Origin of the sequence: Promicromonospora sp. Marseille-Q5078 (genome assembly GCF_050315395.1) — a bacterium.
In the GTDB taxonomy this organism is placed as follows: domain Bacteria; phylum Actinomycetota; class Actinomycetes; order Actinomycetales; family Cellulomonadaceae; genus Isoptericola.
Map to the genome: position 1 here is coordinate 949,653 of NZ_JBNPQG010000001.1, position 21,232 is coordinate 970,884.

The following is a 21,232-nucleotide window of genomic DNA, read 5'->3' on the forward strand; positions in this document are numbered from 1 at the left end:
CCCCGCCGCCTCGAGGAGGCGGCGGGGCGTCGTGCGTCCGGGGTCAGCTCGCCGCGGCGCGCACGAGCGCGGCGAACCGCTCCTCGAACGCGGGCGTCCAGGCCAGCACGGCGAACGCCGTGGGCCAGAAGTCGCCGTCGTCGAGGTTCGCCGCGGGGTCGAAGCCGACCGTGGCGTACCGGGTGCCGAACTTTGCCGCGGGCTGCACGAACACCACCATCTTGCCGGCGGCGTTCGCGAAGCCCGGCATGCCGTAGTACGTCTTGGGCACGAGGTCGGGGGCGACCTCGGTGGCGACCCGGTACAGGCCCTCCGCGATGTCGCGGTCGGTCCCTTCGAGCGGCTCGATCGCCGCGCGCACGGCCTGCTCGCCCGCGGCGCGGTTCTTGCCGGCCTTCTCCTGCTCGCGCAGCTCTTTCGCCCGCTGCTTGACGGCGGCGCGCTCGTCGGCGGACAGTCCTTGGGACGTGGTCATGGGTCTCTCCCGGGGTTCGGTGATGCGGGGTTCCCGCGTCGCTCCGACCAGGCTAGGGAGCGGCCGGCGGACGCGCTTCTTCGTTCCTGACCACCTGCGCCCGACGACGACGCCCCGCCGCCTCGGTGAGGCGACGGGGCGTCGTGCGGCGGGCCGGCGTCGGCGACCGGCCCGCACCGGGGTGTCAGGTGCCCGGTGTCCTGGCGGAGCGGGTCACACGGAGCGGGTCACACGGAGCGGGTCACAGGTGCGGCAGCACGTGCCGCGCGTACCGCTCGCCGACGGTGCGGGCGGTGGCCCGCGGGTCGTCGGCCCAGATGGCCTCGTTGAAGATCTCCGTCTCGACGTCCCCGGCATAGCCCGTCTCGGCCACCCAGCGGGAGATGGTCGGGAAGTCGATGTAGCCGTCGCCCACGTGCCCGCGGGAGTTGAGCGGGTCGGCGGCCAGCGGCAGGTTCCAGTCGCAGACCTGGTAGCCGGCGATGCGGCCCTCGCCGCCGGCGCGGGCGATCGAGGAGCGCAGGTCCGGGTCCCACCACACGTGGTACGTGTCGACGACGACGCCCACCGTCCCGGGGGCGAACGGCGCCGCGAGGTCGAGCGCCTGCCCGAGGGTGGAGATCACCGCGCGGTCGGCGGCGAACATCGGGTGCAGCGCCTCGAGCACGATCCGCACGTCGTGCTCGGCGGCGAACGGCGCGAGCTCGGCGATCCGGTCGGCCACGCGGGCGCGGGCGGCGACGACGTCGCGGTCGCCCGGTCCGGCGTCGGGACGGGGCCCCCGGCCGGGCTCGCTGAGGGCGGGCAGGCCGCCGACGACGAACACGAGCTCGCGGGTGCCGACGCCCGCCGTCTCCTCGATGGCGCGCTTGTTGTCGTCCAGCGCGGCGGCGATGCCGGCGTCGTCCGCGGCGGTGAGGAACCCGCCGCGGCACAACGACGACACGCGCAGGCCGGCGTCCGACACGATGCGTGCCGCCTTCTCGGCGCCGTGCTCCTGCACCTGGTGGCGCCAGAGGCCGACCGCGCCGAGCCCCGCCGCGGCCGCGGCGTCGACCGCCTCGGCGAGGGTCGCGTGCTTGACGGTGGCGGTGTTGAGCGAGCAGCGGCTCAGGTCCGCGGCCGACGCGACCGCGCTCACGCGGCCACCCCGTTCGTCACCAGGAGGGCGTCCAGGCGGCGCGCGGCCAGCGCCGGGTCGAGCAGCAGGCCGCAGCCGTCGGCGAGGCGGGCCAGCTCCACGAGGTGCGCCAGCGACCGGCCCGACTGCAGGCCGCCGACCAGCTGGAAGCCGGGCTGGAAGCCGTTCAGCCAGGACAGGAACGCCACGCCGGTCTTGTAGTAGTACGTCGGCGCCGCGAAGATGTGCCGGCCCAGCTTCTCGGTGGAGGCGAGGATCGCGTGCCCGCGGGCCGCGCCGTCGGGGTCGCCCGCGGCGCCGGCGTCGAACGCCTGCAGCGCGGTGGACGCCGCCGGGTAGATCGCCGCGAAGATGCCGAGCAGCGCGTCGGAGTGGCCCTGCTCGTCGCCCGCGATGAGCTCCGGATAGTTGAAGTCGTCGCCGGTGTACAGGCGGACGGACGAGCCGTCGAGGGCGGCCAGCGCGCGGCGCAGCCCGACCTCGTGCTGCGCGTCGAGCAGCGACACCTTGACGCCGTCGACCTTGTCCTGGTGGGCGGTGATGAGGTCGAGGAAGATGGCGGTCGCCGACTCCACGTCCCCCGGGTCCGCAGCCCCCCAGTAGCCCGCGAGCTGAGGGTCGAACATCGTGCCGAGCCAGTGCAGCACCACGGGCCGGTCCGCCTCCGCGAGGACGGCGTCGTAGACGCGGGCGTAGTCCTCGGGAGAGCGGGCGACCTTTGCCAGGGCGCGCGAGGCCATGACGATGACCTGCGCGCCGGCGTCCTGCACCACGTGCACCTGCTCGCGGTACGCGTCGGTGACGGCGGCCAGCCCGGCCTCGCCCGGCTCGACCGCCGCCGGGTCCAGCTGGTCGGTGCCCGCGCCGCAGGCGATGCGGGCGCCGACGGACGCGGCCTCGGCCGACGACCGGCGCACGAGCTCCTGCGTCGCGGCCCAGTCCAGGCCCATGCCGCGCTGGGCGGTGTCCATGGCGTCGGCGACGCCGAGGCCGTGCTCCCAGATCCGGTGGCGGTAGGCGAGCGTCGCGTCCCAGTCGACGACGGCGGGCGCGCCCGGCACGTTCTCGGCACCGACCTGCGGCACCACGTGCGCGGCGGCGAACGCCAGGCGGGAGGAGATCGGGCCGGACGGCCTGGTCCACGGGCCCGGCGCGTGCAGCTCGCGCACCTCCGTGCCGGTGGCGCGCCCCGCGGCGTCGAACCGGGGGAGGCGCACGGTGACGCCGCTGGGGGTGAGCTCGGGCGCGAGGGACGGGTTCAGGGGGCGGGTCTCGACGGGCTCGACCAACGACTGCCCGCTCACAGGGAGATCTCCGGGACGTCGAGGCGGCGGCCCTCGGCCGACGACTGCAGGCCCAGCTCGGCGAGCTGCACGCCGCGCGCGGCGGAGAGCAGGTCGAAGCGGTGCGGGCGCCCGGCCACGACGTCGCGCAGGAACTCCTCCCACTGCAGCTTGAAGCCGTTGTCGAGGTCGGCGTTGGCGGGGACCTCGAGCCACTGGTCGCGGAAAGGCTCCGTGACGGGCAGGTCGGGGTTCCACACCGGCTTGGGGGTGTGGGCGCGCTGCTGGGCGACGCATTTGCGCAGCCCGGCGACGGCGGAGCCGTGCGTGCCGTCCACCTGGAACTCGACGAGCTCGTCGCGGTACACGCGCACCGCCCAGGAGGAGTTGATCTGCGCGACCACGGGGTCGCCGCCCGGCGTCTCGATCTCGAAGATGCCGTACGCCGCGTCGTCGGCGGTGGCGGCGTACTCCTTGCCCTGCTCGTCCCAGCGCGTGGGGATGTGGGTGGTGGTCTGCGCGCTGACGGTCTTCACGGCGCCGAGGATGCCCTCGAGGACGTAGTTCCAGTGGCAGAACATGTCCGTGGTCATGCCGCCGCCGTCCTCCTTGCGGTAGTTCCACGACGGGCGCTGCGCGGCCTGGTGCTCGCCCTCGAACACCCAGTAGCCGAACTCGCCGCGCAGCGACAGGATGCGGCCGAAGAAGCCCTCGTCCACGAGGCGGCGCAGCTTGACCAGGCCCGGCAGGTACAGCTTGTCGTGCACGACGCCGGCGGTGACGCCGGTCTCCTCGCGCAGGCGGGCGAGCTCGACGGCCTCGGCCAGCGTCTCGGCGGTCGGCTTCTCGGTGTAGACGTGCTTGCCGGCCTGCATCGCCTTGGTGAGGGTCTTGGCCCGCAGCGAGGTCATGGACGCGTCGAACACGATGTCCGTGGCCGGGTCGGTGATGATCCCGTCGAGGTCGGTCGTGTACTCGGCGACGTCGTGCTGGGCGGCCAGCTCGGCGAGCTTGGACTCGTTGCGGCCCACGAGCACGGGCTCCACCTGGACGCGCGTGCCGTCGGCCAGCTCGACGCCGCCCTGGTCGCGGATCGGCAGGATCGAGCGCACGAGGTGCTGGCGGTAGCCCATGCGTCCGGTGACGCCGTTCATCGCGATGCGCAGGGTGCGCGTGGGTGTGCTCACTCGGGACTCCTTCGTCGTCGTCGACGCCGGGAGGCGTCGCCGGATGCGGGGCGCACGACCCGCAGCGGGAGCGTCAGGGGAATGCGCTTTCCCGACCACGGTAAGGTGTCCCCGGCGAGCGCGTCAAGACGTGCCGCCGCCGGAGGGACGACGACGTCGCCGGGGACAGCGGGCCCGGCCCGCCGGGACGGAGCAGGAGGAACAGGTGGCACGAGCGAGGCTGCAGGACGTCGCCGACCGCGCGGGGGTCTCCCTCGCCACGGCGTCGCGGGTGCTCAACGGGTCCGCGCGGCAGCCCGGGGCCGACCTGGTCGCCCGGGTCAAGGCCGCGGCGTCCGACCTGGGATACGTGGTGAACGCGCAGGCCCAGGCCCTCGCGCGTGCCCGGTCGGGCCTGCTGGGGCTCGTCGTGCAGGACATCTCCGACCCGTACTTCTCCTCCATCGCCGCCGGGGCGCAGGCCGCGGCGCGCGCGAGCGGGCGCCTCGTGCTGCTCGCGTCGACCGGCCGCGACCCCGAGGCCGAGCGGGAGGCGGTGGCCGCGTTCGCCGCCCACCGCGTGGACGCCGTCGTCGTCGCCGGCACGCGCTGGACCCCCGACGAGGACGCCGCGCTCGCGGCGGAGCTCGACGCGTTCGTCGCCGCGGGCGGCCGGTCCGTCGTCGTCGGCCAGCCCGTGGGCGACGGGTCCGTGGTGCGCCCGCCCAACGCCACCGGCGCCCGCGCGCTCGCCGAGGCCCTGCTCGCCCAGGGCCAGCGACGCTTCGTCGTGCTCGGCGGGCCGGCTCGCGTCGTGACGTCGCGCGAGCGCACCGAGGCGTTCACCGCCGCCGCGCGGGCCGGGGGCGGCGAGGTCTCGGAGGTGCTGGTCACCGAGTTCTCGCGCGACGGCGGCTACGCGGCCGGGGACGACGTCGCGACGCTCGTGCGCGCAGGGGCCGGCGTCGGCGGTCCGCTGAGCGTCTTCGCCGTCACCGACGTCATGGCGATCGGCCTCATCGCCCGCCTCCGCGAGCGGGGCGTCGAGGTGCCGCGCGACGTGCGCGTCGCCGGGTTCGACGACATCCCCACGCTGCGCGACCACGTGCCCGCCCTGTCCACCGTGCGCATCCCGCTCGAGGAGATGGGCAGCCTCGCCGTGCAGGCCGCCGTCGGCGACGCCGCACCCGGCGCGGTCACCGAGGTCGACTTCGAGGTGCAGCTGCGCGACTCGACCCGCTGACGCGGGCCGGGTCGCGCAGGGCAGGGCAGCGCAGAGGAGCGCGGCGTCAGGCCCGCGCGAGCGTGAGGCCCAGGCCGCGGTGCGCGCGCTCGACCGTGGCCGAGTACGCCGACAGCATCCGCACGTGGCTGAACCGCGGGCGCGCCGCGACCAGCGCGCCCGTGAGGGCGTCGCGTCGGGCGGCCGCCTCGAGCCACGCCGCCGCGATCTCGGCCGGCTCGAACCCCGTGACGAGGCCGATCCCGTCCACGATCCGCGCGCTGTCGCCCACGGGCGTCGTGACCGGCACCGCCCCGCACATCGCGCCCTCGATGAGGCACAGCGGCGCGGCCTCCCCGAAGGTGGACGTGAGCGCGACGACGTCCGACGCCGCCAGCACCTGCTCCATGTCGTGCCGCACGCCCATCAGGTGCACCCGGTCGAGCAGGTCGGGCCGGTCGGCGAACGCCTCGCGCAGGTCGTCGGCCAGGTCCGGGTTGGTGGGGCTCATGCCGGCCCCGCACATCACGACGTGGGCGTCGGCGTCGCGCCCCAGCAGCTCGCGTGCCGCCGCCACGAACAGCCGGGGGTTCTTCATCGCGTCGTACCGGGCCGCGTAGGTCACCACGAGGCCGTCGGCCGGCAGCCGGTACGACCCGCGCAGCGCGAGCCGGCGCCCGGTGCGCGCGGGCCGGAAGCGGGTCAGGTCGACGCCGTTGGGGATCACCCGCAGCAGGTGCTCCGGCACCCCGGCGGCCTCGTACGCGGCGCGGGTCGACTCCGCGCAGCACACGACCGCGGCGAGGCGCCCGTCGTCCGCGGCCCGCAGCAGGTGCCCGAGCCCCGACCCCTGGTGCTCCGGGTCCGACCGGTGCAGGCACGCGACCACGGGCCGGTCGGGCAGCACGTCCGGGCGGGACAGCAGCCGCAGCGGCTGCTCCTTGAGGGAGAGCACGACGTCGGCCCCGCGCAGCTCGCGGGCCACGACCTCGGCCTCCGCGTCCGTGAGGACCTCGGGGTCGTGCGGCACCTCGGTGGACCGGCCGAGCGACGCCACGCGTACCCCGGCGGCGGTGAGCTGCCGGTAGCGGCGGTCGTCGACCATGCGTTGCAGGGCGGCCTCGCGCCGCACCTCGTCGTGGATGCTCAGCACCGCGTGCTGCTGGCGGCCCTGGCCGTGCAGCCCCGCCACCACCGACGAGTGCAGCACGCGGGCGCCGCCGCTGAAGAATCCCTCGTAGAGGGAGAGGACTCGAAGAGCTCCGCGCTCGACCATCTGCTCGGCCATCTGGACCACCTCCTGCCCCCAGCGTGAGCGCCGATGGTGTGGGGCGGATGACCGTCGTGTGACATTCTCATGACGCGACGGAACCGGACCGATGCCGGGTCTTGGCCCGCGCAGGGGCGACCGAGGGGGAAGCCGCGTAGCGCGCGGCACGTCGCCGGGGTCAGGGCACGAGGAGCGCGCGGATGTCCCGCTCGGCCTGCGCCGGGCTCACCGGGCGGCAGCCGAGCCCCACCCAGCGGCGCACGAGCGCGGGCTCGGCGCGGAGCAGACCCCAGCCCCGGCGCACCAGGGTGGGGAGCGGCTTGCGCGACTCGGCGACGTCGCGCAGGAAGCGGAACCAGAAGGTCATGATCCGCGGCTGGGTGAGGCAGATCGCGTCGGCCAGGAAGCCCTCGGCGCGGCACGCGCGCACCAGCTCCGCGGCGAAGATTCCCTCCGCGACCACGACGGGGGCGTCGCCCGTCTCGAGCACCGTGCCGCCGGTGCGGCGCGACGTGGGGATGTCGTAGACCGGCACCTCCGCGCGGCCCGTGCGCACCACCGTGCGCAGCGCGTCCAGCGCGGCAGCGGAGTCCCAGCTGCGCGGGTCGTCCCAGTCGACGATCCCGTAGCGCATCGGCATCCCCGGGACGTCGGCGTCGTGGTAGAAGTCGTCGAGGTTCATCACCGGGAGCCCGAGCCGCCGCGTGAGCGCCGTCTTGCCCGAGCCCGACGGCCCGGTCAGCAGCACGATCCGCCGTCCCGGGCGGCGCGCGCCGGCCGGCACGTCGAAGAGGGCGTCGGACGCGGAGGCCCCGGCGTCGGCCGGGAGGTCGCTGTCGGTCACGGGCACCCATTCTCGCCGACGTCGGCGTCGCCCCGCTCGTGAACTCGATCCGGGGCAGGGGGAGATACAGGGGGACAGGAACGTCGGCACCGATGGAGGCTGTGATGACGAGACCGTGCCCAGCACGAGGAGGGGCGCCGTGGCGGTGACCCAGATCCCCCCGCCGGTCGCCGGGGACGCGGCGATCGTCGTCGCGTCGATCGACGAGCCGGAGCACTTCGCGGCGCTCTACGGCCGGTACTCGCGCCAGCTCTACCGGTACGCGTACCGCCGGGTGGGGGCCGAGCACGCCGAGGACGTCGTGGCCGACACCTTCGTGGCGGCCTTCCGCCGTCGCGGGTCCTACGACCCGACCCGGCCCGACGCACGCCCCTGGCTGTTCGGGATCGCGACCAAGGAGATCGCGCGCTGGCACCGGGCCGAGGCGGCCCGCTTCCGGGCGCTCGCGCGGTCCGGGGCGGCCCCCGCCGACGACGGCATGGCGGACGCCGTGGCGGACGCGGTCAGCGCGCGGGCGGCGGCGCCGGCGCTCGCGGAAGCCCTCGCCGCCCTCGCCCCCGGCGACCGGGACGTGCTCCTGCTCGCCGCCTGGGGCGACCTCACCTACGAGCAGATCGCCGGGACGCTCGAGATCAAGATCGGCACGGTGCGCTCGCGGCTGCACCGTGCGCGCCGCACGGTGCGCGCGCGACTGCGCGCCCGCGGCTGGAACGAGGAGGACTGATGGACGAGATGACGGTGCTCCGGCAGGCGGGCGAGCTGCTCGACCCCCCGACCGCCGAGCCCTCGGCCGCGCTGCGCCGCCGGGTGCTGGACGAGCTCGAGGCAGAGCTGTCCGCCCCGGTGCCGACCCTGCAGGCTGTCGGCTCGGGCGGCGGCGACGACCACGGGCCGGGCCCGGACCACCGACCCGACCGCGACCGGTCGGGCCGGCGCGGGGTCGGCCGCCGGGTAGCGATCGCGGCCGGGATCGCCGCCGTCACGGCGGGCGCGCTCGCCATCGTGCCGACCGTCGGCGACCGGCCGGCGGCCAGCGCCGAGGCGGTGGAGATCCTCCAGGCTGCGGCCTCGCAGGCCGCGCAGGAGCCGGCGTGGGACCCGCGCGCGGACCAGTTCGTCTACACGCGGGCCGTCGAGGCGGTCCAGGACGGCACGGTGGTGAACGGCAAGATCGGCGAGTTGCCCGAACCCTCGATCCGGCAGAGCTGGATCTCCATCGACGGCCAGCACCCGGGCGTCGTCACGGGGGCGAACGACCCGGCAACCGACGACACCGACCCCGACCACCCGGTCACCGAGATGTGGATCGATCCGTGCACTGAGGACTGCGGCAATCTCGCGGCGTTCCCAGCGAGCATGCCGACCGACGGTGACCCGGACACCATGCGCGACTTCCTGTACGACTCTCCGGTGAACGAGTACTGGCAGGAGCCCTCCGTCGAACCGACGCCGCTCCGCCGGGAGCGGGCGGCATTCGTCCTGGCGGTCCAGCTGCTCGAGAACGGCGCGCTGCCGCCGCAGGCCGAGTCCGCGCTGCTCGCCGCGATCGCGCAGATCCCCGGGGTGACCGGTGCCGGTGAGATCACGGACGTCGCCGGCCGTTCCGGGGTCGGGGTGGGGCTCACGGACTCGCTGGGCTACCGGACGGACCTGATCTTCGACCGGGACACCGACGAGTTCCTCGGCGTGCGCAGGCTCTCGCCGGAAGGCGACGTGGACATGCTGTGGGCGCTGCTCGAGTCGGGACTGGTCGACGCCGTGGGCGACACGCCCTGACGCCGGCGGGTCGCCGCCGTCCGACCCCCGCCGGCGGGTGTCAGGCGGCGGCGACCAGCAGCACGTGCAGGGTGCGGGGGCCGTGCACGCCCTCGACGCGGTCGAGCTCGATGTCCGACGTCGCGCTGGGCCCGGAGATCCAGGTGAGCGGCCGCTCGGGGTGCGCGCCGAGCAGGCGGACGGCCTCCGGCACGGTCTGCACGGCCTGGTCGGCCCGCACGACGCACAGGTGCACGTCGGGCACGAGCGAGATCGCGCGACGCCCCTGGTCGGGCTCGCCGTCGAGCACGATCGTGCCCGTCTCCGAGATCGCGACGCGCGCGGCGGTGACGACGGCGGCCATGGCGTCGAGCTCCGTCGCGGCGAGCGGCTGCTCGCGGGAGTCGCGCACGACCTCGACGCCCGCGGGCAGCGCGGCCAGCCACGCGTCGTCGAGCCCGGCGGGCGCCACCACGCGGGCCCCCAGGTCGGCGACGAGGTCGGCGATCGCGGCGGGCAGGTCGGCGTCGGTCACCCGGTGCACGTGCGCCTTGTAGTCCACGAGCCGGTCGACGAGCTGCTCGAGCACCTCGGGCGACCCGACGGTGTGCTCCCCGGCGGCGCGGTACTCGCGCGGCACGGGCTCCGGGCGGGGCGCCGTGCCGACCTTGCCCGATGCCGTCGTGCCCGAGCCTGCCTGCCCCAGCGCGGCGCGCACCCGCGCCAGGACCTCGGTGCGTGCGGTCATCGCTCTCCTCCCTGGGTCTCGACAGGCTCGACCGGCGGGGCGTCGTGCTCGGCCGCCCACCACTGCCGGAACGTCTGCCGCGGCGGTGCGGGCAGGTCGCGTGAGCGGGTCCAGGCGCTGGCGGGCGGCGGCGCCAGGGAGACGGCGTGGTCGCGACCGCCGAGGCCGCTGCCCAGGGTGGCGGCGCGCCCGGCGAGGGCGAACCGGTCGCCGTCCGCCATGACCCACGAGGCGGCCTTCATCGCCGTCCGCCACGGGTCGACGCTGCGCGACGAGCGGTCGGCGTCGACCTCGCGGGCGCGCAGGTCCACGAGGATCGACGGGATGTCGATCTTCACCGGGCACACCTCGTAGCAGGCCCCGCAGAGCGAGGACGCGTACGGCAGGGAGGCGTTGGGGTCGTGGTGGCCGGACACGCCGCCCGTCGACGCCGTGAGCTGCGGCGTGAGGATGGCGCCGATGGGCCCCGGGTACACCGAGCCGTAGGCGTGGCCGCCGACCCGCTCGTAGACGGGGCACACGTTGAGGCACGCGGAGCAGCGGATGCAGTGCAGCGCCGACCGGCCGACCTCGTCGGCGAGCACGTCGGTGCGGCCGTTGTCGAGCAGCACCAGGTGGAACTCCTGCGGACCGTCGCCCGGCGTCACGCCCGTCCACAGGGACGTGTACGGGTTCATCCGCTCGCCGGTGGAGGAGCGGGGGAGCAGCTGCAGGAACACCTCGAGGTCGTCGAAGGTGGGCACGAGCTTTTCGATGCCCATCACGGTCACGAGCGTGTCGGGCAGCGTGAGGCACATGCGGCCGTTGCCCTCGGACTCGACGACGGCGAGCGTGCCGGTGTCCGCGACGGCGAAGTTCGCGCCGCTCACCGCGACCTTGGCCGACAGGAACTTGCGCCGCAGGTGCGCGCGGGCGGCCATGGCGAGCTCGCGGGGCACGTCGGACAGGTCGGGCGGCGCGTCGCCCATGCGGGCGAGGAAGATGTCGCGGATCTCCGACCGGTTGCGGTGGATCGCCGGGACCAGGATGTGCGACGGCATGTCGTCGGCGAGCTGCACGATGAGCTCGGCGAGGTCGGTCTCGATCGCCGCGATGCCCTCGTCCGCCAGCGCCTCGTTGAGGCCGATCTCCTGGGTGGCCATCGACTTGACCTTGACCACCTCGTCGGCGCCCTTGGCCTTCGCGATGTCGGCGACGATGCGGTTGGCCTCCGCCGCGTCGCGGGCCCAGTGCACGACGCCGCCGCGCGCGGTGACGTTCTCCTCGAGCTGGGCCAGCAGGTCGGGCAGGTGCGCCATGACCTGCTGCTTCACGGCCGACCCGGCGTCGCGCAGCGCCTCCCAGTCGGGCACCTCGCCGACGACGGCGGCACGCTTGGTGCGGATCACCTGCGTCGCGTGGCCGAGGTTGCGGCGCAGCTGGTCGTTGGTGAGCGCCTGCTTCGCGGCGGCGGGGAAGGCGTCGCCCCAGCGCAGCGGCTCCTGCGGGTGGGGGACCGGGCCGAACGGCTCGTCGGGGGCGGCGTCGTGGCCGCGGCGCAGCATGCGCGGCAGGCCGAGGAAGGTCTGGCTCATCGCGCGGCCTCCGTCCGGTCGGTGCGCGGGGCGCGCTCGGGTCGTGAGAACGTCGTCTCGGGCAGGGGCGTCGGCTCCTCCCGGGTCGAGGCGAGCACCTCGGCCAGGTGGAGCGCGCGGACCCCCGTGCCCTGCCGGGACAGCCCGCCCCCGATGTGCATGAGGCACGACATGTCGCCCGCGGTCAGCACCTCGGCGCCGGTGCCGCGCACGTTCGCCGTCTTGTCCTCGAGCATCGCCGCCGACGTGTCCGCGTTCTTGAGCGCGAACGTGCCGCCGAACCCGCAGCAGGTGTCGGCCGCCGGCAGCTCCACGAGGTCGATCGACTCGACGGCCCGCAGCAGCCGCAGCGGCTTGTCGCCCACGTGCAGCATCCGCAGGGAGTGGCAGGTGGGGTGGTAGGTGACGCGGTGCGGGAACCAGGCGCCGACGTCGGTGACGCCGAGGACGTCGACCAGCAGCTCGGACAGCTCGTACGTCTTGTCGGAGACGGCCTCCGCGGTGGCCGCGAGGTCGTCGAGCCCGGCGCGGCGGCAGACCATCGCCTGCTGGTGGCGCACCGACCCGGTGCACGACCCGGACGGCATGACGACGGCGTCCCACTCGCCGTCGGCCACGGGCGCGAAGGTCTCGACGTGGTTGCGGATCACCGGCACGGCCTCGCGGAAGTAGCCCGTGTTGACGTGCATCTGCCCGCAGCACGCCTGGTCGGTGGGGAAGACCACCTCGTGGCCGAGCCGCTCCAGCAGCCGCACCGTCGCGCGGGGGGCGCCGGGGAACAGGGTGTCGGCGAGACAGGTGGCGGCGAGGGCGATGCGCATACGACTCCTCGGTACTCGTTCGGTGCCGGCGCTGCCGCTGCGGCGCGGTCGAGGTCGGCTCGGTCCAGCATGACCCGGACGGGTCGGCGACGCCACGGCGGTGGGCGCCGAGCGGCCACTGTAGCGGATGTGGTCTGACCACTGCGCCCCACGGTCGTTACGCTGAGCCCGTGCGCACCCACGAACGAGTCCTCGCCTACCTCGAGGAGGGCATCGCCGCCGGCCGCTGGGGCCTCGGCGAGCGGCTGCCCGGCGAGCGGGCGCTCGCGGAGGACCTGGGCGTCTCGCGACCCTCGGTGCGCGAGGCGATCCGCGTGCTCGACGCGCTCGGCATCGTGCGCCCCGGCGTCGGCTCGGGCCCGAGCGCGGGCGCCGTCGTCATCGACCGGCCGGCCGCGGGCCTGGGGGCCGCCGTGCGCCTCCACGTGGCCACCGGGACGCTGCCCGTGCGCGACGTCGTCGCGACCCGGGTGCTCCTCGAGTCCTGGGCCGTGGCCCAGGCGGCCGGGAGGGTGGTCGACCATGCGCCCGGCACGGCCGCCCACCTGGAGGAGGCGCGTCGGCTCCTGGCCCGGATGGAGGACGACGACGTCCCCGCGGCCGAGTTCCTCGAGCTCGACCAGGCCTTCCACCTGGAGTTCGTGCGGCTGGCCGGCAACGTGCTGGTCGAGGCCGTCATGACCGGGCTGCGCGGGGCGATCGGCGGGTACGTCGCCGTCGGCATCGAGCGGCTGCCGTCGTGGCCGCGCACCGCCGCCCGGCTGCGGGCGGAGCACCGATCCGTGCTCGACGCCGTCGCGGCCGGCGACGCCGAGGCCGCCTCCGCCGCGGTGAAGGCGCACATCGAGGGTTTCTCCCGCGAGGCCGGGGTCTGACGTGACGCCGAGGTAGTTCGGTTCGCGCCGAGGTAGTTCGTGCTGCGTCGAGAGTGGAACTACCTCGGCGAGATTTCGACTACCTCGGGGCGGTTCGGGCCACGACCTGGGGTTGTGCGGGTCGGGGGTCGCGGGCATCATGGTCGCGCACCACCTGCTTGAATCCATTCAACCCCGGCGCCGACGACGGCGGCCGAGGGCGGCTCGACGAAGAGACCCCAGAGGTGAGCATCCGTGCCAGAGAAGAGACCCGCGCGCCCATCGGTGGAAAGCGCTAACCAGCCTGTCGGGCGACGTGCCGCTCTCCCGTCGCGCCGCGTGCTCGCGGCCGGCGTCGCGACCGCGGGGCTCGTCCTCGCCGGCCTGCCCGCCGCCACGACGGCGTCCGCCGACGTCGCCGCGCCGACGTCGGTCCGCGTGGCGCGCGCCGTCGACGGCGCGCTGTCGATGCGGTGGGACGAGGTGGAGGGCGCGGCCGGCTACGTGCTGACCCGCAGCGACGCCGTGGACGGCGAGTACGCCGAGGTGGCGCGCACCGACGAGCGCACCGTCTACACCACCGACGACGTCGACACCACGACCGTGCATTACTACCGCGCGCAGGCGATCGCCGAGGACGGGACGCTGTCGACGCCGTCCGCCGCCGCCGTCGGCACGCTGGTCGGCGACGGGGTCGCCGACCCGACGCTGCCGGACGACGGGGTGCTGAGCCTCGACCTCGGCTCCGGCGCGCCGGCCGGCGGCGCGACCGCGGTCGACGCCACGACGGCCTACACGGCCCAGAGCCGCCTCGGGTTCGTGGACCCCGCTGCCGTCACGGCGACCGACCGCGGCGGCGACGACGCGCTGCGCTCCGACTTCGTCACGGTGGGCGACACCGAGCTGGTGATCGACCTGCCGAACGGCGACTACACCGTGGACCTCGTCGCGGGCGACCCCGAGGGCGCCACCGACATCGCGGTCACGGCCGAGCAGATGGCGAAGGTGCAGGCCACGCAGAAGCCCGCGGGCCAGTACCTCGAGATGAGCTTCGACATCGCGCTCGTCGACGGCCAGCTCAACCTCGACCTCGCCGGAAGCGCCGCCAACCTCGCGGGCCTCACGATCACGCAGAAGTCGCCGCGCGAGGCGGCGGACCGGCCGACCGCCTACGTCACGGGCGACTCGACGGTGCAGTCCTACACCGACGACTACGCCCCGCAGGCAGGCTGGGGGCAGATGCTCGAGCGCTTCGTCTCGGACGACGTAACCGTGGACAACCACGCGATCGGCGGGCGTTCGTCGAAGAACTTCATCAGCCAGGGCCGCCTCGACGAGGTGCTGCGCGAGATCCGCCCGGGCGACTATCTGTTCGTCCAGTTCGGCCACAACGACAACTCCTACGGCGTCGACGACCGGTACGCCGCCCCCGCCGACTACCGCAACTACCTGCGCACCTTCGTCGAGGGCGCGAAGCAGCGCGGCGCCACGCCGATCCTCGTGACGCCGGTGTCCCGCCGGAGCTTCGACGACGCGGGCCGGGCGAACGTCTCGTTCCCCGAGTACGTGCAGCAGGCGAGCGAGCTCGCCGCCGAGACGGGCACGCCGCTCGTCGACCTGTCCGCGTCGAGCCGCGAGTACCTCACCGAGGTCGGCCCCGAGGCCGCGAAGTCCGTCTTCCTGTGGGTGCCCGCGGGCGTCTACGCCGGGCGGCCGAACGGCACCCAGGACGACACCCACTTCCAGACCTACGGGGCCATCCAGATGGCGCGCCTCGTCGCCCAGGGCGTGCAGGACCTCGACGTGCCGCTGGCCGACGAGGTCGTCGACGTCGCGCCCCCGGCGCAGGTGCCGGACCAGCCCGCGGGCGTCGTGGCGGGGAGCGTGTCCAGCTCGAGCGCCCGCCTGACGTGGACGGCGGTCGACGGCGCCGACATCTACAAGGTGCAGGTCAAGCCTGCCGGCGCGGACGACGATGCCTACGAGCTCGCGACCACGTCCACCCTCGCCCAGGCGGACGTCACCGGCCTGGAGCAGGGCGCGTCGTACGACGTGCGGGTGGTCGCGGTCAACGGCCGCGGCGACTCCGCGCCGTCCGCGGCGGTGCGCCTGACGACGAAGGCGCCGCTGTACCGGTTCGACATGCAGCTCGCGGGGGGTGTCACGCAGGAGGGCTACCTCCCGGTCGACCCGACCACCACCTACACCGCCGAGCGCGGCTACGGGTTCACCGGCGCCGTCCCGGGCGGGCGGGACCGGGGCGAGGGCTTCGACCCGAAGCCGAGCGCGCTGCTGCGCGACTTCCTGCTGCCCGGCAAGAGCACGCCGTTCGTCGTCGACGTGCCGAACGGCACCTACGCCGTCACGGTGCACTGGGGCGACATGATCGGCACCGCGAAGCTCGGCACCACCCTCGAGGGCACCGACTACGGCTCGTCGAACGGCGGCAAGGGCAGCCTGGCGACCAAGGTGGTCCAGCCCGTCGTCGTCGCGGACGGGAAGCTCGACGTCGTGGCCGACGGGTGGCTCAACGGCCTGGAGATCACGCCGCTGCTGTACGCGCCGAGCGACCTCGTGGCGGACGACGTCCAGGTGGACGGCTCCGACGTCGCGGTCTCGCTGAGCTGGGGGGCCGCCCAGGACGTCGCCGGGTACCGCGTGTACCGGCAGGCCGAGGGCGCCGACGAGCCCGAGGCGGTGGGGGACGTGACCAAGACGTCGTTCGTCGACACGACGGCGGACGTCGGCCTGACCTACACCTACACGGTGGTGGCCCTCGACGCTGCCGGCGGCGAGTCGGTCGCGTCGAACGAGCTCGAGCTGGTGACCGTTGACCCCGACGTCGAGACCGCGGCCACGCCCGCCGGCCTCGCCGTGGGCGACGTCGCGAAGCACTCGGTCGCGCTGAGCTGGGAGCCGGTGGACGGCGCGCTGTTCTACCACGTCTACCGCGCCGCGCCGGGTGACGACCTGACCCTGCTGGGCCGGGCCTCCGACGCGTCGTACGTCGACGAGGACGTCCTGACGACGGTGGGCTACACGTACGCCGTCGCCGCGGTCAACGCGGGCGGCGTCTCGGAGCGCTCCGCGACCGTGACGTCCCCGGCGCCGACGAAGCTGGCCCGCCAGGCCGAGCGCCTCGACCGGTCCCCGGTGGCGGTCGCGACCGGCACGGACGGGTCCGCCGGCGTGTACGTCGGCTGGCGCGTGCTCGGCGACGACCCGGACGACGTGGCCTTCCACGTCTACCGGGACGGCGAGCGGATCACGGACGAGCCCGTGACGGGCGCGTCCAACCTCGCCGACCCGGACGGCACCGCCGGCTCGACCTATCGGGTCGCCACGGTGCGGGACGGGATCGAGCGTTGGGCCACCGCCGAGTTCGGCGTCTGGGACGACCAGACGCTCGACGTCCCGCTGGACAAGCCCGCCGACGCCTCCACGAAGGACGGCCAGCCGTACTCGTACCGGGCCAACGACACGTCCGTGGGCGACGTCGACGGCGACGGGCAGTACGAGCTGATCGTCAAGTGGGACCCGACGAACTCCAAGGACAACTCGCAGGGCGGGTACACCGGCAGCGTGTACCTCGACGCCTACGAGCTCGACGGCACGCGGCTGTGGCGGATCGACCTGGGCAAGAACATCCGGGCCGGCGCGCACTACACGCAGTTCCAGGTGTTCGACTACGACGGCGACGGCAAGGCCGAGGTGATGGCCAAGACCGCCGACGGCACCGTGGACGGCGCGGGCACCGTCATCGGCGACGCGCGTGCCGACTACCGCAACTCGTCGGGCTACGTGCTCACCGGGCCGGAGTTCCTCACGGTCTTCGACGGCGCGACGGGCGCGGCGGTCGACACGGTCGACTACACGCCGGCCCGCGGCGACGTCGGCAGCTGGGGCGACACCTACGGCAACCGCGTCGACCGGTTCCTCGCCGCCACCGCGTACCTCGACGGCGAGCACCCGAGCGCGATCTTCAGCCGCGGGTACTACACCCGCGCCGTCATCGCGGCGTACGACTTCGACGGCACGAAGCTCACCCGGCGGTGGGTGTTCGACTCCGACGAGAAGGGCGACCAGTACCGCGGCCAGGGCAACCACGCCATGGAGGTCGCGGACGTCGACGGCGACCAGAAGGACGAGCTCGTCTACGGCTCGATGACCATCGACGACGACGGCGAGGCGCTCTACAACACCGGGCTCGGCCACGGCGACGCGCAGCACGTCTCGGACCTCGACCCGAGCCGCCCCGGCCTCGAGGTGTTCTCCGCGCACGAGGACATGGGCAGGTCGGGCAACCTGGGGGCCACGTTCCGGGACGCCGCCACGGGCGACGTCCTGTGGTCGATCCCGGCCACGAAGGACACGGGCCGGGCCGCGTCGGCCGACATCGACCCGCGGTACGACGGCGCCGAGGGCTGGGCCGTCGGCGGCGACGCCGCGTGGAACTCCCCGGTCGGCCAGCTCAGGTCCGCTCAGGGGGAGCTGATCGCCGAGAAGATCCCCGCGGCGAACTTCCTCACCTGGTGGGACGGCGACCTCCTGCGCGAGATCACCGACCACGACTGGACGGAGGCGACCCGGACGGGCGTGCCGACCGTCTCGAAGTGGAACTGGGAGACGGAGGAGTCGGAGGTGCTCTACCGCGCCGACGGCACGCTGTCGAACAACGACACCAAGGGCAACCCGGGCCTGCAGGCGGACCTGTTCGGCGACTGGCGCGAGGAGATCGTGACCCGCACGGACGACTCGACGGCCCTGCGGATCGCGACCACCGTGGACCCGACGGACGAGCGGCTGCGGACCCTCATGTCCGACCCGCAGTACCGCCTCGCGGTGGCGTGGCAGAACACCGGGTACAACCAGCCGCCCCAGACGTCGTACTACCTGGGCGAGGGCATGGAGACGCCGGCGCTGCCGCGCCTGGCATTCACGGCCGAGGCGCCGGACGCGGACCGCGTGCCCGGCCCGGCGACGGCCGCACCCGGGCGGCCGACCCTCACCGTGGGCGTGGCCGACCAGCTCGGGCTGATCCTCGGCAGCGGGGAGGCCACGTTCCGGGTCACCCTCCGGAAGGGGCAGAACGGCGACGCCGTGGCCCTGCTGCAGGACGGCAAGGTCGTGGCGACCCAGGACCTCGTCGACGCGACGCCGAAGGCGCAGTCCGCCGCGATCGACCTCGAGGGCATCCGTCCCGGCCTGCACCGCTACACGGCGGTGCTGACCAACCGGCACGGGTCCGCCACGAGCCGGCCGGTCACGCTGCTCGCCGTCGACTGGCGGCGGTAGCCCCCCGCCCGGCGGCCGTCGTCACCGACGGCGGTCGCCGGGCCGCGGGACCGGATCGCGGCGTGGTGCCCGCGGTCCGTCGGGTCGGTGGGATGATCCCAGCATGAGCGTGCCCACCACCCCCGCCCTCCAGCTGCCCGCCGGCGTCGCCGGCTCCCGGATCGTCGGCCTCGGGCACCACCAGCCCGAGCGGGTCATGACCAACGACGACATCGCGCAGCTCGTCGAGACCAACGACGAGTGGATCCGCTCGCGCACCGGCATCGTCACGCGCCACGTCGCGGCCGACGACGTCACCGTCGCGGACATGGCGACGGCGGCCGCCCGGCACGCGCTCGACGACGCCGGCGTCACGGGCACCGACGTCGACCTCGTGATCGTCGCGACGACCACTGCCGTCGACCGCTCGCCGAACACCGCGGGCCGCGTCGCGTACGCCCTGCGCACGGGCGTGCAGCCGGGTGCCAGCACCCCCGAGGGCGAGGACGAGCTCGACCTGCGCAACGTCGTGGGCCCCGCCGTCATCGACCTCAACACCGCGTGCTCCGGGTTCGCGTACGCGATGGGGGTGGCCGACCAGGCCATCCGCACCGGGTCCGCCCGCACCGCCGTCGTCGTCGGGGCGGAGAAGCTCACCTCCGTCACCGACTGGACCGACCGCAGCACCTGCATCCTCACCGCCGACGGAGCCGGGGCCGCCGTGCTGCAGGGCGCCGACGCGCCCGCCGTCGGCCCCGTGGTCTGGGGCTCCGAGCCGGAGCTCACGCCGGCCGTCGTGATCGAGGAGCCGTCGGGCACGTTCGTCCAGGACGGCCGCGCCGTCTTCAAGTGGGCCATCACCCGCGCCGCCGACCGCGCCCGCCGGATCGTGGAGGCCTCGGGGCTCACGCTCGACGACATCGGCGTCCTCGCCGCGCACCAGGCGAACCTGCGGATCATCGAGCCGCTCGCCAAGTCGCTGGGCCTCGAGGACCGCGTCGTCCTCGCCGACATCACGGAGTCCGGCAACACGTCGGCCGCTTCCATCCCGATGGGGCTGTCCAAGTGGTGGCACGCGGGCAAGATCCCGGCGGACACGCCGGCCCTGCTCTTCGGGTTCGGCGGCGGGTTCACCTGGGCGGGCCAGGTCGTCCTCACCCCGTCGAGGTAGTTCTCGCCCCGCCGAGGTGGTCCGGTTCTCGCCGAGGTAGTGGTCCAGACCACTACCTCGGCGAGAACCGGACCACCTCGGCCCGGGGTGTCCGGGGATGGTGCGCGACGGCGGGGTGCGGGTAGGCTGTCGGAAACCGCTTACCCGACGTCGCCGTCGTGCGACACGCAAGGAGATCGATGATGCCCTCCGTCCACGCCGCCCCCACCGGGCAGGACCGTCGGCGCTACGCCGTGGCCGGGACCGGTCACCGCGCCGGGATGTACGTCAACGCCCTGATCGGGGACCACGCCGCCGACGGCGAGATCGTCGCGTGGGTGGAGCCGAACCCGGTGCGCGCCGCGGTGCACGAGGCGAAGGTCGCTGCCGCGGTCGGCGGGGAGCGGCCCGTCTACCACCCGGACCACCTCGAGAAGGCGCTCGACGAGCAGCGGGTCGACCGGCTCGTGGTGACCTCCGTGGACAACACGCACGCCGACCTCGTCTCCCGCGCGCTGCGCGCCGGGGTCGACGTCGTCGTCGAGAAGCCCGTCGCCGCCACCGAGGCGGAGGCGCGGCAGATCGCGGACGCCGTCACGGAGACCGGGCGAGACCTCACGATGACGTTCAACTACCGGTACTCGCCCCGGAACTCGGCGCTGCGCGAGGTCATCGCGTCCGGCGAGATCGGGCAGGTGCTCAGCGTCCACTTCGACTGGGCCCTCGACACCGTGCACGGCGCCGACTACTTCCGCCGCTGGCACCGCGAGAAGGTCAACAACGGCGGCCTGCTGGTGCACAAGTCCAGCCACCACTTCGACCTCGTCAACTGGTGGATCGACGCCGTGCCGCAGCGGGTCTTCGCCACCGGGGGCCGCCGGTTCTACGGTGACGACGCCGCGCACTCCCGAGGCTACGAGCCGACGGCGGGGGAGCGGGCCCTGAACGAGCAGGGCGTGGACCCGTGGCGCATCGACGTCGCCGCCGACCCGTACCTCGCCGAGCTGTACGGGCCCGAGGCGCAGGCCGTGGACGGCTACCGCCGCGACCGCAGCGTCTTCGACGCGGGCATCACCACCGAGGACACCCTCGGGCTCGTCGTCGAGTACGCGGGCGGCCCGGTGCTGACCTACTCGCTGACCGCCAGCGCGCCCTGGGAGGGCTACCGGGTGGTCGTCAACGGCTCGCGCGGGCGCGCCGAGCTCGAGGTGATCGAGCGCGGGTCGGTCGTCTTCGGCGCCGACGGCAAGGCGACCGTGGACCCGAGCTTCACCGCGACGTTCGGCGAGGACACGGTCCGCCCGGAGGGCGAGCGGCTGGTCGTGCAGAAGCACTGGGAGCGCGCCGAGGAGCGGCCCATCGTCGCCGTCGGCCCGGGCGGCCACGGCGGCGGCGACACGCTGCTGCTGTCCGACGTCTTCCGCGGCCGCACCGAGGCCGACCCGCTGGGCCGCGCCGCCGGCTTCCGCGACGGGCTCCGCGCGTCCGGCATCGGCTACGCCGGCAACCGGTCGCTCGCCACCGGCGACCCCGTGCGCCTCGACGACCTGGGCCTCGGCATCGACCTGTGAGATCTGCTCTCGTCGGTTGAGCCCTTCGTCTCGCTGGTTGAGCCTGTCGAAACCAGGTTTCGACAGGCTCAACCAGCGGATGGT

The 21,232-nt window shown here is 74.4% G+C and carries 16 protein-coding genes; 7 read left to right on the plus strand and 9 right to left on the minus strand.

Annotated features, from left to right (window positions below; translation table 11 throughout):
* Positions 1–43: 43 nt before the first annotated feature.
* The 4 genes from ACQFYA_RS04365 to ACQFYA_RS04380 all read right to left on the minus strand — a co-directional run bounded on the left by ACQFYA_RS04365 (position 44) and on the right by ACQFYA_RS04380 (position 4,053).
* Positions 44–475: a hypothetical protein gene (locus ACQFYA_RS04365; protein WP_499121804.1), complete on the minus strand. Its 432-nt coding sequence runs from the start codon at positions 473–475 to the stop codon at positions 44–46.
* A gap of 241 nt (positions 476–716) precedes the next feature.
* Complete coding sequence (locus ACQFYA_RS04370) at positions 717–1,616, minus strand: sugar phosphate isomerase/epimerase family protein (RefSeq protein ID WP_499121805.1); 900 nt, start codon at positions 1,614–1,616, stop codon at positions 717–719.
* Positions 1,613–2,833 carry a dihydrodipicolinate synthase family protein gene (locus ACQFYA_RS04375; RefSeq protein ID WP_499127435.1) on the minus strand — a complete coding sequence of 407 codons (1,221 nt, stop codon included), beginning with the start codon at positions 2,831–2,833 and terminating at the stop codon, positions 1,613–1,615. Before ACQFYA_RS04375 ends, ACQFYA_RS04370 begins: the two co-directional genes overlap by 4 nt.
* Positions 2,834–2,916: 83 nt before the next feature.
* Positions 2,917–4,053 carry a Gfo/Idh/MocA family protein gene (locus tag ACQFYA_RS04380; protein WP_499127436.1) on the minus strand — a complete coding sequence of 379 codons (1,137 nt, stop codon included), beginning with the start codon at positions 4,051–4,053 and terminating at the stop codon, positions 2,917–2,919.
* A 238-nt stretch (positions 4,054–4,291) separates the two neighbouring features.
* On the opposite strand from ACQFYA_RS04380, the gene ACQFYA_RS04385 reads away from it, so the two are divergent.
* A complete protein-coding gene (locus ACQFYA_RS04385) occupies positions 4,292–5,308 on the plus strand; it encodes a LacI family DNA-binding transcriptional regulator (protein ID WP_499121806.1) in 1,017 nt (338 codons plus the stop codon).
* Between the two features lie 46 nt (positions 5,309–5,354).
* Here the strand turns inward: ACQFYA_RS04385 and ACQFYA_RS04390 are convergent, their stop codons facing one another.
* A complete protein-coding gene (locus ACQFYA_RS04390) occupies positions 5,355–6,575 on the minus strand; it encodes a glycosyltransferase (RefSeq protein ID WP_499121807.1) in 1,221 nt (406 codons plus the stop codon).
* 160 nt (positions 6,576–6,735) lie between these two features.
* Positions 6,736–7,401 (minus strand): uridine kinase family protein, encoded by a 666-nt coding sequence (locus ACQFYA_RS04395; RefSeq protein ID WP_499121808.1) that lies wholly within the window; start codon positions 7,399–7,401, stop codon positions 6,736–6,738.
* Between the two features lie 139 nt (positions 7,402–7,540).
* On the opposite strand from ACQFYA_RS04395, the gene ACQFYA_RS04400 reads away from it, so the two are divergent.
* Together ACQFYA_RS04400 and ACQFYA_RS04405 are read left to right on the plus strand one after the other, a co-directional pair.
* The gene (locus tag ACQFYA_RS04400) at positions 7,541–8,125 is read left to right on the plus strand and encodes an RNA polymerase sigma factor (RefSeq protein WP_499121809.1); all 585 of its coding nucleotides are present in this window, start codon (positions 7,541–7,543) and stop codon (positions 8,123–8,125) included.
* A complete protein-coding gene (locus tag ACQFYA_RS04405; protein ID WP_499121811.1) occupies positions 8,125–9,177 on the plus strand; it encodes a CU044_5270 family protein in 1,053 nt (350 codons plus the stop codon). Before ACQFYA_RS04400 ends, ACQFYA_RS04405 begins: the two co-directional genes overlap by 1 nt.
* Before the next feature lie 40 nt (positions 9,178–9,217).
* Here the strand turns inward: ACQFYA_RS04405 and ACQFYA_RS04410 are convergent, their stop codons facing one another.
* From ACQFYA_RS04410 to ACQFYA_RS04420, 3 genes are read right to left on the minus strand one after another with little or no spacing between them, the layout of a single operon-like run.
* The gene (locus tag ACQFYA_RS04410; protein WP_499121812.1) at positions 9,218–9,904 is read right to left on the minus strand and encodes a LutC/YkgG family protein; all 687 of its coding nucleotides are present in this window, start codon (positions 9,902–9,904) and stop codon (positions 9,218–9,220) included.
* Entirely contained in the window at positions 9,901–11,478 is a 1,578-nt protein-coding gene (locus ACQFYA_RS04415; protein WP_499121814.1) for a LutB/LldF family L-lactate oxidation iron-sulfur protein, read from the minus strand. Before ACQFYA_RS04415 ends, ACQFYA_RS04410 begins: the two co-directional genes overlap by 4 nt.
* Positions 11,475–12,299, minus strand: coding sequence for a (Fe-S)-binding protein (locus ACQFYA_RS04420; protein ID WP_499121815.1), 825 nt, complete (start codon positions 12,297–12,299; stop codon positions 11,475–11,477). The genes ACQFYA_RS04415 and ACQFYA_RS04420 overlap by 4 nt, the downstream gene beginning before the upstream one ends.
* A 170-nt stretch (positions 12,300–12,469) precedes the next feature.
* Here ACQFYA_RS04420 and ACQFYA_RS04425 point away from each other — a divergent pair, with 170 nt between their 5' ends.
* The 4 genes from ACQFYA_RS04425 (at position 12,470) to ACQFYA_RS04440 (ending at position 21,148) form a co-directional block, all read left to right on the plus strand.
* Positions 12,470–13,174, plus strand: a complete 705-nt coding sequence (locus ACQFYA_RS04425) for a FadR/GntR family transcriptional regulator (protein WP_499121817.1) — start codon at positions 12,470–12,472, stop codon at positions 13,172–13,174.
* Between the two features lie 318 nt (positions 13,175–13,492).
* Positions 13,493–18,448: a rhamnogalacturonan lyase family protein gene (locus tag ACQFYA_RS04430; protein ID WP_499121818.1), complete on the plus strand. Its 4,956-nt coding sequence runs from the start codon at positions 13,493–13,495 to the stop codon at positions 18,446–18,448.
* A 103-nt stretch (positions 18,449–18,551) separates the two neighbouring features.
* Positions 18,552–19,598, plus strand: a complete 1,047-nt coding sequence (locus ACQFYA_RS04435) for a beta-ketoacyl-ACP synthase III (RefSeq protein ID WP_499121819.1) — start codon at positions 18,552–18,554, stop codon at positions 19,596–19,598.
* A 182-nt stretch (positions 19,599–19,780) separates the two neighbouring features.
* Positions 19,781–21,148: a Gfo/Idh/MocA family protein gene (locus ACQFYA_RS04440; RefSeq protein ID WP_499121820.1), complete on the plus strand. Its 1,368-nt coding sequence runs from the start codon at positions 19,781–19,783 to the stop codon at positions 21,146–21,148.
* Positions 21,149–21,232 lie beyond the last annotated feature (84 nt).

Excerpts from the sequence above, each read along its gene's own strand:
- ACQFYA_RS04365 (WP_499121804.1), bottom strand. The coding sequence starts at position 475 with ATGACCACGTCCCAAGGACTGTCCGCCGACGAGCGCGCCGCCGTCAAG.
- ACQFYA_RS04380 (WP_499127436.1), bottom strand. The coding sequence starts at position 4,053 with ATGAACGGCGTCACCGGACGCATGGGCTACCGCCAGCACCTCGTGCGC.
- ACQFYA_RS04390 (WP_499121807.1), bottom strand. The coding sequence starts at position 6,575 with ATGGCCGAGCAGATGGTCGAGCGCGGAGCTCTTCGAGTCCTCTCCCTC.
- ACQFYA_RS04405 (WP_499121811.1), top strand. The coding sequence starts at position 8,125 with ATGGACGAGATGACGGTGCTCCGGCAGGCGGGCGAGCTGCTCGACCCC.
- ACQFYA_RS04410 (WP_499121812.1), bottom strand. The coding sequence starts at position 9,904 with ATGACCGCACGCACCGAGGTCCTGGCGCGGGTGCGCGCCGCGCTGGGG.
- ACQFYA_RS04415 (WP_499121814.1), bottom strand. The coding sequence starts at position 11,478 with ATGAGCCAGACCTTCCTCGGCCTGCCGCGCATGCTGCGCCGCGGCCAC.
- ACQFYA_RS04420 (WP_499121815.1), bottom strand. The coding sequence starts at position 12,299 with ATGCGCATCGCCCTCGCCGCCACCTGTCTCGCCGACACCCTGTTCCCC.
- ACQFYA_RS04435 (WP_499121819.1), top strand. The coding sequence starts at position 18,552 with ATGAGCGTGCCCACCACCCCCGCCCTCCAGCTGCCCGCCGGCGTCGCC.
- ACQFYA_RS04440 (WP_499121820.1), top strand. The coding sequence starts at position 19,781 with ATGCCCTCCGTCCACGCCGCCCCCACCGGGCAGGACCGTCGGCGCTAC.